The organism is Streptococcus oralis SK304, assembly GCF_000287715.1.
Lineage (GTDB): Bacteria > Bacillota > Bacilli > Lactobacillales > Streptococcaceae > Streptococcus > Streptococcus oralis_Y.
In genome coordinates this window covers 686,759-699,849 of record NZ_ALJN01000016.1, presented here as the reverse complement: position 1 = coordinate 699,849, position 13,091 = coordinate 686,759, and the positions used below count along the sequence as shown (strand labels likewise).

The following is a 13,091-nucleotide window of genomic DNA, read 5'->3' as shown; positions in this document are numbered from 1 at the left end:
AATGCCAACCTTATTTGATATAGAGTTCTTGATTTTTTAGAACAATTTCACGAACACTTGCGAATTTCTTGAGTTTTTTAAGTTCTTCAGGATGGGTTACGAGAGTGATAACATAGCCCTCCTTGCCCATGCGACCTGTACGCCCCGCACGGTGAGTGTAGGTTTCCATGTCTCTAGGAACATCAAAGTTTACGACACATTCTAGGCTATCGATATCAATCCCACGTGCCAGAAGGTCAGTTGCAAGGAGCAGGGTTAGTTGCTTATCTTTAAACTTTTCTAAGATGACTTTTCGAAATTTAACATTGACATCGCTAGCGAGGGAAACGGCCAAGACATCGCGATACTGTAGTTTTTCCTCCGCACTTCCAAGATCTGATAGGCTATTAAAGAAAACTAGTCCGCGGAAATCCTCTACATGAGCCAATTTTCGAAGCATGTCCACTCGATGACGTTGGTCTACCTGCATGTAGAAGTGTTGAATGTTGTCCAACTTTTGGTCAGAAAGGTCGATGGTGCGCGTGTTTGGAGCAATCTTCTCTTGGTCAAACTTGGTTGTCGCACTCATGTAGATGAGTTGGTGGTCACGAGGTGCGTAGTAAGTGATTTTCTCGACAAAGTGAATCTGAGAATCATCGAGCAAGTGGTCAAATTCATCCAGGATGATGGTTTCCACATTCATCATCTTAATTTTTTTCAATTTAATTAATTCAAAGACACGGCCAGGAGTTCCGATGAGAATTTCTGGTCCTTTTTTTAGGCGTTCAATCTGACGTTTCTGACTCGAGCCTGATAAGAAGAGCTGAGCAGTCAAGCCGATAGCTTCAGCCCACGTTTTACATACGTCAAAAATCTGTCCAGCAAGTTCTGTATTTGGTGCTAGAATCAAGAGTTGTTGGGCTTTTTTCTTTTGTAGTCTGAGAAGACTAGGTAAGAGATAAGCGAGGGTCTTACCAGTTCCTGTTGGGCTCACTCCTAGGAGGTTTTCTCCAGCAAGTATAGGCTCAAATAGTTGAGTTTGAATGGGGGTGAATTCTTGGAAACCGAGTTGGCCACTCAGTTCTTGCCATTCAGTCGGTAGTTTGGTTTTCATTTTTCTGCCTCAAATCTAATGCCAGCAGTCTGGCGCATGGTATATAGTAGGTCATGAACAGAACCAGCATCATCCAGCCAGTTCTGGTAGAGCGTCTGGTCTGGTTGCTGGATCATCTGTGCAAATGCAGCGACTTCCTCAGTCATCGTATGAGGAGCCTGTTGGATAGGAAGTTGAACTTGATTTCCTTGGTGGTCGGTAAAAATAGCTGAGCGGACATGTTCAATCGTGTTAAGGGTCAAGGTTCCATCTGCTGTGTAGATCTCGCAAGGAAGATTGGAAGTGATGTTTTTCCCAGCCTTGAAATGAACTTGAAAGTCAGGGTAGAAGAGGATACCGTCTCCATTTAGGTCAATGCTATTGACAAGCTGTTGAGCCTGATAGGTCGCGTCTTGAGCCTTTCCAAAGAGGCGAACAGCAGCATAGAGAGGATAAATCCCCAAATCCATAAGGGCTCCACCAGCAAAACGATCTGAAAAAACATTTGGCGTCTCACCAGCCAACAAGTCAGGCATCTTGGAAGAATACTTGGCATAGTTGAAATCTGCTCCCAATACTTGCTTGTCTGCCAAAAAATTCTTGATAGTGGTAAAAGCTTCCTCGTGGTAATTACGAGCTGCCTCAAAGATAAAACAGTGATTTTTCTCAGCTGTCTGTCTCAAATCCAGCCACTCTTGTGGCTGAGTGACAGCTGGCTTTTCAAGAATAACATGTTTACCCGCAGACAAGGCAGCCTTGGCTTGAATAAAATGCAAGGAGTTTGGACTGGCGATATAGACTACATCAAAGGAAGACTTAAAGAAGTCTTCTAATTGATCAAAGAGTTGGATATTCTGATAGCGAGAAGCAAAGGTTGCAGCAGTTTCTCGTTTTCTAGAATAGACTGCGACCAGCTGGTATTCTCCGCTAGCATGGGCAACTTCTATGAAATGATGACTGATAGCCCCTGTTCCGATGACACCTAATTTAAGCATAGATACTCCTTTTCCGACTTCAAATCCTTCCTTCATTATAACATAGAAAAGAAGGACTATCCAACAGATGGTAAAAATTTTCAAATGGACTACGAATTTCTTGGAGAAAGTGGTACAATATTTAGATAAGTAGATGAAATGAGAAGGGGGAGAAAATGAGATTATTACCAATAAGAAAAATATCACGTCAGTCTAAAAGGCTAGCGCTTTTTTTGACTTTTTGTGCAGGATATGTAGATGCCTATACCTTTATTGTGCGAGGAAATACCCTTGTGGCAGGACAGACTGGGAATGTGGTTTTTCTATCAGTAGGACTCATTCAACACAATGTGTCAGATGCCAGTGCCAAAGTAATGACCTTGCTAGCTTTTATGATGGGGGTCCTTTTATTAACTATTTATAAGGAAAAATTGAGAATTGTTAAAAAGCCAATTTTGTCCGTAATTCCACTTGCAGTCCTGTCCCTAATTATAGGGTTTGTGCCGCAAACTGTAGAGAATATCTATCTCGTACCGCCATTGGCCTTTTGTATGGGATTGGTGACAACTGCTTTTGGAGAAGTGTCAGGGATTGCCTATAATAATGCTTTTATGACAGGGAATATCAAACGAACCATGTTGGCTTTTGGAGACTATTTCCGGACCAAGCATACGCCTTTCCTACGAGAGGGCTTGATTTTTGTTAGTTTACTTAGCAGTTTTGTCTTCGGAGTTATTTTTTCAGCTTATTTGACGATTTACTATCAGGAGAAGACAATTCTAGGTATTCCTCTTATGATGAGTATCTTTTACTTCAGCATGCTTTTTGCTTCTTGGAGAAAAAAAGGGAAAGAAAAAGCTTAATTTTAATTGATTTTACTTGTAAGAAAAAAGAAGATATGCTATAATCGAAGAGTTGACTATGCACAATCCTGTGCAACCGCACGAACATCGTTGCTCGTTGTATAACAAATTTAAACTTTGTGATTATCGCCTTGCCTAACACAAGTTATGCCTTCGGCTCAATTTCTAGTTTTTTCTTTGTTATACTTAGAGCCTTTCTTTTAAGTGGTTCGTCCCACGATGCTAGGCGAGTCTTCACAAAAATACGGGGAAACCCTAAAAATCATAGGAGGTGCATAATGAGCACATACGCAATTATCAAATCTGGCGGAAAACAAGTTAAAGTTGAAGTTGGTCAAGCAGTTTACGTTGAAAAATTGAACGTTGAAGCTGGTCAAGAAGTTACTTTTAACGAAGTTGTTCTTGTTGTTGGTGAAAACACTGTTGTCGGAACTCCACTTGTTGCTGGAGCTACTGTAGTTGGAACTGTTGAAAAACAAGGAAAACAAAAGAAAGTTGTTACTTACAAGTACAAACCTAAAAAAGGTAGCCACCGTAAACAAGGTCACCGTCAACCATATACAAAAGTTGTCATCAACGCGATCAACGCTTAATTTTAAGGAGAACACATGATACAAGCAGTCTTTGAGAGAGCCGAAGATGGCGAGCTGAGGAGTGCGGAAATTACTGGACACGCCGAAAGTGGCGAATACGGCTTAGATGTCGTGTGTGCATCGGTTTCTACGCTTGCCATTAACTTTATCAATTCTATTGAGAAATTTGCAGGCTATGAACCAATCTTAGAATTAAACGAAGATGAAGGTGGCTATCTAAAGGTTGAAATACCAGCGGATCTTCCTTCACACCAGAGAGAAATGACCCAGTTATTCTTCGAATCATTTTTCTTAGGTATGGCAAACTTATCGGAGAACTCTTCTGAGTTCGTCCAAACCAGAGTTATCACAGAAAACTAACACGGAGGAAAACATTATGTTAAAAATGACTCTTAACAACTTGCAACTCTTCGCCCACAAAAAAGGTGGAGGTTCTACATCAAACGGACGTGATTCACAAGCGAAACGTCTTGGAGCTAAAGCAGCTGACGGACAAACTGTAACAGGTGGATCAATCCTTTACCGTCAACGTGGTACACACATCTACCCAGGTGTAAACGTTGGACGTGGTGGGGACGATACTTTGTTCGCTAAAGTTGAAGGCGTAGTACGCTTTGAACGTAAAGGACGCGATAAAAAACAAGTTTCTGTTTACCCAATCGCAAAATAATCGCTCTAAGTAGCATTAAATAAGGCTTTCCGAGTTTTCGGAGAGCCTATTTTTTTGTTTTGGTACCCATATTGAATTTAATAGAGAATAGTTAGATTTAAACTTGCGATGGACACTTTTTTCTTTTATGGAAAAATTCTGAAATATGGTATAATGAACAGATAGAGAAGTTGGGGGTAAAAGATGAACATTCAACAATTACGTTATGTTGTTGCTATTGCTAATAGTGGTACTTTCCGTGAAGCTGCTGAAAAGATGTATGTTAGTCAGCCCAGTCTGTCTATTTCTGTGCGCGATTTGGAAAAAGAGTTAGGCTTTAAAATTTTCCGTCGGACGAGTTCGGGAACGTTTTTGACCCGTCGAGGTATGGAATTTTATGAGAAAGCGCAAGAATTGGTCAAAGGATTTGATGTTTTTCAAAATCAATATGCCAATCCTGAGGAAGAAAAGGATGAATTTTCCATTGCCAGTCAGCACTATGACTTCTTGCCACCAACGATTACGGCCTTTTCAGAACGTTATCCTGATTATAAGAACTTTCGTATTTTTGAGTCTACTACAGTTCAAATATTAGACGAAGTAGCCCAAGGGCATAGTGAGATTGGGATTATCTACCTCAACAACCAAAATAAAAAGGGCATCATGCAACGGGTTGAAAAGCTTGGTTTAGAAGTTATTGAACTAATTCCTTTCCAGACTCACATTTATCTTCGTGAAGGACATCCTTTAGCACAGAAAGAGGAATTGGTCATGGAGGACTTAGCTGATTTACCAACAGTTCGCTTTACTCAGGAAAAGGACGAGTACCTATACTATTCAGAGAACTTTGTCGACACCAGCGCGAGCTCGCAGATGTTTAATGTGACCGACCGTGCTACTTTGAATGGTATTTTGGAGAGGACGGATGCTTATGCGACTGGATCTGGATTTTTAGATAGTGACAGTGTCAATGGGATTACAGTCATTCGTCTCAAGGATAATCTAGATAACCGCATGGTCTATGTCAAACGGGAAGAAGTGGAGCTTAGTCAAGCTGGGACTCTTTTCGTAGAAGTCATGCAAGAATATTTTGATCAAAAGAGGAAATCATGAAAAAAAGAGGAATAGTGGCAGTCATTATACTGCTTTTGATTGGGCTGGATCAGTGGGTTAAAGCCTATGTTCTCCAGCAGATTCCACTGGGTGAAGTGCGTTCTTGGATACCCAATCTTGTTAGCTTGACCTATCTGCAAAATAGAGGAGCAGCCTTCTCCATGCTGCAAGATCAGCAGTGGTTATTTGCTGTTATCACACTGGTCGTCATGGTAGGTGCCATTTGGTATCTACATAAACACATGGAGGATTCTCTCTGGTTAGTTTTTGGACTGACCCTGATAATAGCGGGAGGTCTGGGCAACTTTATCGACAGAATGAGTCAAGGTTTTGTGGTGGATATGTTTCACCTAGACTTTATCAACTTTGCGATTTTCAATGTGGCTGATAGCTATTTGACAGTTGGTGTCATTGTTCTATTGATTGCAATGCTTAAAGAGGAAGTAAATGGAAATAAAAATTGAAACTGGTGGGCAACGCCTAGACAAGGCTCTGTCGGATCTGACAGAATTGTCACGCAGCCTCGCTAATGAACAAATCAAGGCTGGACAAGTTTTGGTTAATGGGCAAGCCAAGAAAGCCAAATACACTGTCCAAGAGGGGGATATCGTCACCTACCATGTGCCAGAACCAGAGGTTTTAGAGTATGTGGCTGAAGATATTCCGCTAGACATCATCTACCAAGATGAGGATGTGGTTGTTGTCAACAAACCTCAAGGTATGGTGGTCCATCCGAGTGCCGGTCATACTAGCGGAACCTTGGTCAATGCCCTCATGTACCATATCAAAGACTTGTCAGGTATCAATGGGGTTCTCCGACCGGGAATTGTTCACCGTATTGACAAGGACACGTCTGGTCTCCTCATGATTGCTAAAAATGATGAGGCCCACTTAGCACTTGCCCAAGAACTCAAGGATAAGAAGTCTCTCCGCAAATACTGGGCGATTGTTCATGGCAATCTTCCCAATGATCGTGGTGTCATTGAAGCACCGATTGGTCGGAGCGAAAAAGACCGTAAGAAACAGGCAGTGACTGCTAAAGGAAAGCCGGCAGTGACGCGTTTTCATGTCTTGGAACGTTTTGGTGATTATAGTTTGTTAGAGTTGCAACTAGAGACAGGACGTACCCACCAAATCCGTGTCCATATGGCTTATATCGGTCATCCAGTCGCTGGTGATGAGGTCTATGGTCCTCGTAAGACACTTAAGGGACAGGGACAATTCCTCCATGCTAAAACTCTAGGTTTTACCCATCCGAGAACAGGTGAGACCTTGGAATTCACAGCAGATATTCCAGAGATTTTTAAAGAAACGCTGGAAAGATTGCGTCAAACTGAGAATAGATAAAAGAGTTGAGATAGCTGTCTCAACCTTTTTCATTTCAAGTCTTTTCTATTTTAAAGCATTCATGTTATAATGGATAAATATGAAGAATCGGAGTGAGAATATGAACTACAAACGAATCGTCTTTAAGGTGGGGACTTCGTCCTTGACAAATGAAGACGGGAGTTTATCAAGAAGTAAAGTAAAGGCAATTACCCAGCAATTGGCTATGCTGCATGAGGCTGGACATGAGTTGATTTTGGTTTCTTCTGGGGCAGTAGCAGCTGGCTTTGGAGCTTTGGGCTTTAAAAAACGTCCGACCAAGATTGCAGATAAGCAGGCTTCGGCTGCAGTAGGACAAGGTTTACTCCTAGAAGAATACACGACTAACCTCCTCATGCGCCAAATCGTCTCCGCGCAAATCTTGCTGACACAGGATGATTTTGTAGATAAACGTCGTTATAAGAACGCCCACCAGGCTTTGTCTGTATTGCTTCATCGTGGGGCAATCCCCATCATCAACGAGAATGACAGTGTCGTTATTGATGAGCTCAAGGTTGGGGACAATGATACTCTGAGTGCTCAGGTAGCGGCTATGGTGCAGGCAGATCTCTTGGTTCTCTTGACGGATGTAGACGGTCTCTATACTGGAAATCCCAACTCAGATCCAAGAGCCAAACGTCTTGAGAAAATCGAGACTATCAATCGTGAGATTATTGATATGGCTGGTGGAGCAGGTTCATCTAATGGTACAGGTGGGATGCTGACTAAGATCAAGGCAGCTACGATCGCAACGGAGTCGGGTGTGCCAGTCTATATCTGCTCGTCTATGAAATCAGATGCCTTGATTGAGGCGGCGGAGGAGACCAAGGACGGTTCCTTCTTTGTTGCGCAAGAGAAGGGCCTTCGTACTCAGAAACAATGGCTGGCCTTCTATGCTCAGAGTCAAGGTTCTATTTGGGTTGATAAAGGGGCTGCAGAAGCACTTTCAAAAAACGGGAAAAGTCTCCTTTTATCAGGTGTGGTAGAAGTGGAAGGGAATTTCTCTTACCATGATATTGTCACAGTAGCAGATAAAGAAACTGGTCAATCTCTTGGAAAGGGACGTGTCCAATTTGGTGTCTCAGCCCTAGAAGATATGCTCCGTTCTCAAAAAGCTAAAGGAGTCTTGATTCACCGTGATGACTGGATTTCCATCACTCCGGAAATCCAGCTGCTCTTTACAGAATTTTAGAGGTGAACGATGGTAAGTACACAAGAACAATTTGAACAAGTACAGGCTGTTAAAAAGTCAATCAACACTGCCAGTGAAGCAGTGAAAAATCAAGCCTTGCTAGCCATGGCAGATCATTTATTGGCAGCTACTGAGGAGATTTTAGTGGCAAATGCCCTCGATATGGAAGTGGCCAAGGGGAAAATCTCAGATGTTATGCTAGACCGTCTTTATTTGGATGAAGGACGTATAGAAGCTATGGCAAGAGGGATTCGTGAAGTGGTTGCTTTACCAGATCCCGTCGGTGAAGTCCTAGAAATCAATCATCTTGAAAATGGCTTAGTTATCACCAAAAAACGTGTGGCTATGGGTGTTATCGGTATTATCTATGAAAGCCGTCCAAATGTGACGTCTGACGCTGCTGCCTTGGCTCTTAAGAGTGGGAATGCGGTTGTTCTTCGTAGTGGAAAAGATGCCTATCAAACAGCTCATGCTATTGTCACAGCCTTGAAGAAGGGCTTGGAGACGACTACTATTCACCCAGATGTTATTCAACTGGTGGAAGATACTAGTCGTGAAAGTAGCTATGCCATGATGAAGGCCAAGGGTTATCTAGACCTTCTTATTCCTCGTGGAGGAGCTGGCTTGATCAATGCGGTAGTTGAAAATGCTATCGTACCCGTTATCGAGACAGGAACTGGGATTGTCCATGTCTATGTGGATAAGGATGCCGATGAAGACAAGGCTTTATCTATCATCAATAATGCCAAAACCAGTCGTCCTTCTGTCTGCAATGCCATGGAGGTTCTTCTTGTTTATGAAGATAAGGCAGCAAGCTTCCTTCCTCGCTTGGAGCAAGTTTTGGTTACAAGTCGGAAAGAAGATGGCCTGGAACCGATTCAATTCCGCTTGGATAGTAAAGCAAGTCAGTTTGTTTCAGGTCAAGCAGCTGAGGCCCAAGACTTTGACACCGAGTTTTTAGACTATGTCCTAGCTGTTAAGGTTGTGAGCAGTTTAGAAGAAGCAGTCGCGCATATTGAAGCCCACAGTACCCATCATTCGGATGCCATTGTGACAGAAAATGCTGAAGCTGCAGCCTACTTTACAAATCAAGTAGACTCTGCAGCGGTTTATGTCAATGCTTCAACGCGTTTCACAGATGGAGGCCAATTTGGTCTTGGATGTGAAATGGGGATTTCTACTCAGAAATTGCACGCACGTGGTCCAATGGGCTTGAAGGAATTAACCAGCTACAAGTACGTGGTTACTGGTGACGGACAGATAAGGGAGTAAGAGATGAAGATTGGATTTATCGGTTTGGGAAATATGGGAGCTAGTTTGGCCAAGGCTGTTCTGCAGGCCAAGACGGGTGCTCAGATTCTCCTTGCCAATCGCAGTCAAGCGAAAGTAGATGCTTTCATTGCCAACTTCGGTGGTCAGGCTTCTAGTAATGAAGAAATTTTTGCAGAAGCAGATGTGATTTTTCTAGGAGTAAAGCCTGCTCAGTTCTCAGACTTACTTTCTCAATATCAGACCATCCTTGAAAAGAGAGAGAGTCTTCTTTTGATTTCCATGGCAGCTGGATTGACCTTGGAAAAACTGGCTAGACTTCTGCCAAGTCACCACCGAATCATTCGCATCATGCCTAATACACCAGTTGCTATCGGACAAGGAGTGATTAGTTACGCCATGTCAGAAAACTGTCGTGCTGAGGACGGTGAACTCTTTTGTCAATTATTGGCTAAGGCCGGTCTCTTAGTTGAGCTGGGAGATGGCTTAATCGATGCGGCGACAGGTCTCGCAGGTTGTGGACCAGCTTTTGTCTATCTCTTTATCGAGGCTTTGGCAGATGCGGGTGTACAGACAGGATTGCCACGAGAAACGGCCTTGAAAATGGCAGCCCAAACAGTAGTCGGCGCTGGGCAAATGGTTCTCGAAAGCCAGCAACATCCTGGAGTTTTGAAAGACCAAGTTTGTAGTCCAAGTGGTTCGACTATCGCGGGTGTAGCAAGTCTGGAAGAACATGCCTTTAGAGGCACCGTCATGGACGCAGTTCATCAATCCTATAAACGAACACAAGAACTAGGTAAATAAGAGGTTGGATGACTCCCAGCCTCTTTTATGGTTGATTGAATGGAGAAGACACAAAAAGATTGTCACAAAAACCTATTTTTTTGATAGAATAGAAGGTAGAAAAAAAGAAATGAGTTAGACATGTCAAAAGGATTTTTAGTCTCTCTTGAGGGACCAGAGGGAGCAGGAAAGACCAGCGTTTTAGAGGCTCTGCTCCCAATTTTAGAGGAAAAAGGAGTAGAGGTGCTGACGACCCGTGAGCCAGGTGGAGTCTTGATTGGGGAGAAGATTCGTCAAGTGATTTTGGATCCAAGTCATACTCAGATGGATCCTAAAACAGAGCTTCTTCTCTATATCGCCAGTCGTAGACAGCACTTGGTGGAAAAAGTTCTACCTGCACTTGAAGCCGGCAAGTTGGTCATTATGGACCGCTTTATCGATAGTTCTGTTGCTTATCAGGGTTTTGGCCGTGGCTTGGATATTGATGCCATTAATTGGCTCAATCACTTTGCGACAGATGGCCTCAAACCTGATTTGACACTCTATTTTGACATTGAGGTGGAAGAAGGACTGGCTCGTATTGCTGCTAATAGTGACCGCGAGGTCAATCGTTTGGACTTAGAAGGCTTAGACCTGCACAAGAAAGTCCGTCAAGGCTACCTTTCTCTTCTGGGCAAAGAAGGAAATCGCATTGTCAAGATTGATGCGAGTCTTCCCTTGGAGCAAGTTGTGGATACAACCAAGGCGGTCTTGTTTGACAGAATGGGCTTGGCTAAATGAAACAAGATCAACTAAAGGCTTGGCAACCAGAGCAACTTGACCGCTTTGTCCATATTCTAGAACAAGACCAGCTCAATCACGCCTATCTCTTTTCAGGTTTCTTTGGAAGTTTGGAAATGGCGCAGTTTTTGGCTAAGAGCCTCTTTTGTAGGGATAAAGTAGGCGTTCTACCATGCGAGAAATGCCGAAACTGCAAGCTGATTGAGCAGGAAGAATTTCCCGATGTTACTTTGATTAAGCCAGTCAATCAGGTTATCAAGACAGAACGCATTCGGGAATTGGTGGCTCAGTTTTCCCAAGCAGGGATTGAAAGCCAGCAACAGGTCTTTATCATCGAGCAGGCGGAGAAAATGCATCCCAACGCAGCCAATTCTCTGCTTAAGGTCATCGAAGAACCTCAGAGTGAAGTTTATATTTTCTTCTTAACCAGCGATGAGGAAAAAATCTTGCCGACAATCCGTAGTCGGACCCAGATTTTTCACTTTAAAAAGCAAGAAGAAAAGCTCATCCATCAATTAGAACAAGCAGGTCTCGTTAAGAAAAAAGCGACTCTTTTAGCTCAGTTTAGTCAATCGCGTGCTGAAGCTGAAAAGTTGGTCAATCAGGCTAGTTTTTGGACCTTGGTGGATGAGAGCGAACGCCTGCTGACTTGGTTAGTAGCTAAGAAAAAAGAGAGTTATTTGCAGGTAGCCAAATTAACCAGCTTGGCAGATGACAAGGAAAAACAAGATCAGGTCTTGCGAATCCTCGAAGTTCTTTGTGGACAGGAACTCTTACAAGCAAGGATTCGACAGATTCTACAAGATTTACTAGAAGCTAGAAAAATGTGGCAAGCCAATGTCAGCTTTCAAAATGCCATGGAATATTTGGTCTTGAAAGAAATATAAACTCATACTCTTTGAAAATCAAATTCAAACCACGTCAACGTCGCCTTGCCGTACTCAAGTACAGCCTGCGGCTAGTTTCCTAGTTTGCTCTTTGATTTTCATTGAGTATTAAAAATGAACGATATAGAAAGGAAAGGGCTGGTTTATGGACAAAAAAGAATTATTTGACGCGCTGGATGATTTTTCCCAACAGTTATTAGTAACCTTAGCCGATGTGGAAGCTATCAAGAAAAATCTCAAGAACCTGGTAGAGGAAAATACAGCTCTTCGTTTGGAAAATTCTAAGTTGCGCGAACGCTTAGGTGAAGTGGAAGCAGATGCTCCCGTCAAGGCCAAGCATGTTCGTGAAAGCGTCCGTCGGATCTATAAAGACGGATTTCACGTATGTAATGATTTTTATGGGCAACGCCGAGAGCAGGACGAGGAATGTATGTTCTGTGACGAGTTGTTGTACAGGGAGTAGGCATGCAGATTCAAAAAAGTTTTAAGGGGCAATCTCCCTATGGCAAGCTGTATCTAGTGGCAACGCCGATTGGCAATCTGGATGACATGACTTTTCGAGCTATCCAGACCTTGAAAGAGGTGGACTGGATTGCTGCTGAGGACACGCGCAATACGGGTCTCTTGCTCAAGCATTTTGATATTTCCACTAAGCAGATCAGTTTTCACGAGCACAATGCCAAGGAAAAAATTCCTGACTTGATTAGTTTCCTGAAAGCAGGACAGAGTATTGCTCAGGTCTCCGATGCGGGTCTGCCTAGCATCTCGGACCCTGGTCATGATTTGGTCAAGGCAGCCATCGAGGAAGAGATTGCAGTTGTCACAGTTCCGGGTGCTAGTGCAGGAATTTCTGCTTTGATTGCCAGTGGCCTAGCACCACAACCACATATCTTTTACGGTTTCTTACCGAGAAAATCAGGCCAGCAAAAGCAATTTTTCGACTTGAAAAAAGATTATCCAGAAACTCATATTTTCTATGAATCGCCCCACCGTGTAGCGGATACGCTGGAAAATATGCTAGCAGTTTACGGCGACCGATCGGTGGTCTTGGTTAGAGAATTGACTAAAATCTATGAAGAATACCAACGAGGAAAGATCTCTGAATTGCTAGAAAGTATCGCTGAAACGCCACTCAAGGGTGAATGCCTTCTCATCGTTGAAGGCGCCAGTCAGGATATGGAGGAAAAGGATGAGGAGGACTTGTTCTTAGAAATCCAATCTCGTATCCAGCAAGGCATGAAGAAAAATCAAGCTATTAAGGAAGTTGCGAAACTCTACCAGTGGAATAAAAGCCAACTCTACAGTGCCTACCACGACTGGGAAGAAAATGACTAAACAGGGAAGTTTGCCTTCTTCCCTTTTTTTGTTATACTAGTAAAAGAAAAATTAGAAAGATTTGTGGGAGTGAAAAAGTCCGAGGGACTTTTTCAGCCTGAACCAAGAAATTCAAGAGCGAAGTAAGTCCTGTGGACTTTTTCAGTCTGAGCCTAGAAACTCGTAATCTCGTAAGTTTAGTTGGCTTTTTCAATGTGAATCTTGTCTTCACACTCC

The 13,091-nt window shown here is 43.0% G+C and carries 16 protein-coding genes, 1 pseudogene and 1 other annotated feature; of the genes and pseudogenes, 14 read left to right on the top strand and 3 right to left on the bottom strand.

Translation table 11 applies throughout. The features are described from left to right. Positions 1-10 precede the first annotated feature (10 nt). Both HMPREF1125_RS10335 and HMPREF1125_RS10330 read right to left on the bottom strand, forming a co-directional pair. The gene (locus HMPREF1125_RS10335; protein ID WP_000850595.1) at positions 11-1,093 is read right to left on the bottom strand and encodes a DEAD/DEAH box helicase; all 1,083 of its coding nucleotides are present in this window, start codon (positions 1,091-1,093) and stop codon (positions 11-13) included. Continuing rightward, positions 1,090-2,067, bottom strand: coding sequence for a Gfo/Idh/MocA family protein (locus HMPREF1125_RS10330; protein ID WP_000915913.1), 978 nt, complete (start codon positions 2,065-2,067; stop codon positions 1,090-1,092). The genes HMPREF1125_RS10335 and HMPREF1125_RS10330 overlap by 4 nt, the downstream gene beginning before the upstream one ends. Positions 2,068-2,222: 155 nt before the next feature. On the opposite strand from HMPREF1125_RS10330, the gene HMPREF1125_RS10325 reads away from it, so the two are divergent. From HMPREF1125_RS10325 to rpmA, 4 genes are all read left to right on the top strand, one after another. Continuing rightward, positions 2,223-2,909, top strand: coding sequence for a YoaK family protein (locus tag HMPREF1125_RS10325; RefSeq protein ID WP_001238354.1), 687 nt, complete (start codon positions 2,223-2,225; stop codon positions 2,907-2,909). 64 nt (positions 2,910-2,973) lie between these two features. After that, positions 2,974-3,153: a sequence feature (ribosomal protein L21 leader region), on the top strand. A gap of 34 nt (positions 3,154-3,187) precedes the next feature. Beyond that, on the top strand, positions 3,188-3,502 hold the full coding sequence (rplU, locus tag HMPREF1125_RS10320; protein WP_000109133.1) for a 50S ribosomal protein L21: 315 nt from the start codon (positions 3,188-3,190) through the stop codon (positions 3,500-3,502). Between the two features lie 15 nt (positions 3,503-3,517). After that, entirely contained in the window at positions 3,518-3,862 is a 345-nt protein-coding gene (locus HMPREF1125_RS10315; RefSeq protein WP_000613697.1) for a ribosomal-processing cysteine protease Prp, read from the top strand. Positions 3,863-3,878: 16 nt separating this feature from the next. Then, positions 3,879-4,172 (top strand): 50S ribosomal protein L27, encoded by a 294-nt coding sequence (gene rpmA, locus HMPREF1125_RS10310; RefSeq protein ID WP_000916509.1) that lies wholly within the window; start codon positions 3,879-3,881, stop codon positions 4,170-4,172. 128 nt (positions 4,173-4,300) lie between these two features. Here rpmA and HMPREF1125_RS12830 read toward each other — a convergent pair. Further along, positions 4,301-4,363 (bottom strand): annotated as a pseudogene (locus HMPREF1125_RS12830) (AraC family transcriptional regulator); the annotation flags it as partial. Between HMPREF1125_RS12830 and HMPREF1125_RS10305 the strand changes: the two are divergent. The 10 genes from HMPREF1125_RS10305 (at position 4,356) to rsmI (ending at position 12,875) form a co-directional block, all read left to right on the top strand. Beyond that, a complete protein-coding gene (locus HMPREF1125_RS10305; RefSeq protein WP_001025717.1) occupies positions 4,356-5,264 on the top strand; it encodes a LysR family transcriptional regulator in 909 nt (302 codons plus the stop codon). The pseudogene HMPREF1125_RS12830 and the gene HMPREF1125_RS10305 sit on opposite strands and share 8 nt — an antisense overlap. After that, on the top strand, positions 5,261-5,728 hold the full coding sequence (lspA, locus tag HMPREF1125_RS10300; protein ID WP_000745670.1) for a signal peptidase II: 468 nt from the start codon (positions 5,261-5,263) through the stop codon (positions 5,726-5,728). The genes HMPREF1125_RS10305 and lspA overlap by 4 nt, the downstream gene beginning before the upstream one ends. Then, positions 5,712-6,611: an RluA family pseudouridine synthase gene (locus tag HMPREF1125_RS10295; protein WP_000403222.1), complete on the top strand. Its 900-nt coding sequence runs from the start codon at positions 5,712-5,714 to the stop codon at positions 6,609-6,611. The genes lspA and HMPREF1125_RS10295 overlap by 17 nt, the downstream gene beginning before the upstream one ends. 100 nt (positions 6,612-6,711) lie before the next feature. Continuing rightward, the gene (proB, locus tag HMPREF1125_RS10290; protein ID WP_001108134.1) at positions 6,712-7,821 is read left to right on the top strand and encodes a glutamate 5-kinase; all 1,110 of its coding nucleotides are present in this window, start codon (positions 6,712-6,714) and stop codon (positions 7,819-7,821) included. A 9-nt stretch (positions 7,822-7,830) separates the two neighbouring features. Next, complete coding sequence (locus tag HMPREF1125_RS10285) at positions 7,831-9,093, top strand: glutamate-5-semialdehyde dehydrogenase (protein ID WP_000255269.1); 1,263 nt, start codon at positions 7,831-7,833, stop codon at positions 9,091-9,093. A 3-nt stretch (positions 9,094-9,096) separates the two neighbouring features. Next, on the top strand, positions 9,097-9,894 hold the full coding sequence (proC, locus tag HMPREF1125_RS10280) for a pyrroline-5-carboxylate reductase (RefSeq protein ID WP_000689673.1): 798 nt from the start codon (positions 9,097-9,099) through the stop codon (positions 9,892-9,894). A gap of 120 nt (positions 9,895-10,014) precedes the next feature. Continuing rightward, positions 10,015-10,653 (top strand): dTMP kinase, encoded by a 639-nt coding sequence (gene tmk, locus HMPREF1125_RS10275; RefSeq protein WP_000033381.1) that lies wholly within the window; start codon positions 10,015-10,017, stop codon positions 10,651-10,653. Next, a complete protein-coding gene (locus HMPREF1125_RS10270) occupies positions 10,650-11,540 on the top strand; it encodes a DNA polymerase III subunit delta' (protein ID WP_000806734.1) in 891 nt (296 codons plus the stop codon). Before tmk ends, HMPREF1125_RS10270 begins: the two co-directional genes overlap by 4 nt. A gap of 145 nt (positions 11,541-11,685) precedes the next feature. Continuing rightward, positions 11,686-12,003, top strand: coding sequence for a DNA replication initiation control protein YabA (yabA, locus tag HMPREF1125_RS10265; protein ID WP_000358226.1), 318 nt, complete (start codon positions 11,686-11,688; stop codon positions 12,001-12,003). 2 nt (positions 12,004-12,005) lie between these two features. Further along, the gene (gene rsmI / locus HMPREF1125_RS10260) at positions 12,006-12,875 is read left to right on the top strand and encodes a 16S rRNA (cytidine(1402)-2'-O)-methyltransferase (RefSeq protein ID WP_001166891.1); all 870 of its coding nucleotides are present in this window, start codon (positions 12,006-12,008) and stop codon (positions 12,873-12,875) included. The last annotated feature ends 216 nt before the right edge of the window (positions 12,876-13,091 follow it).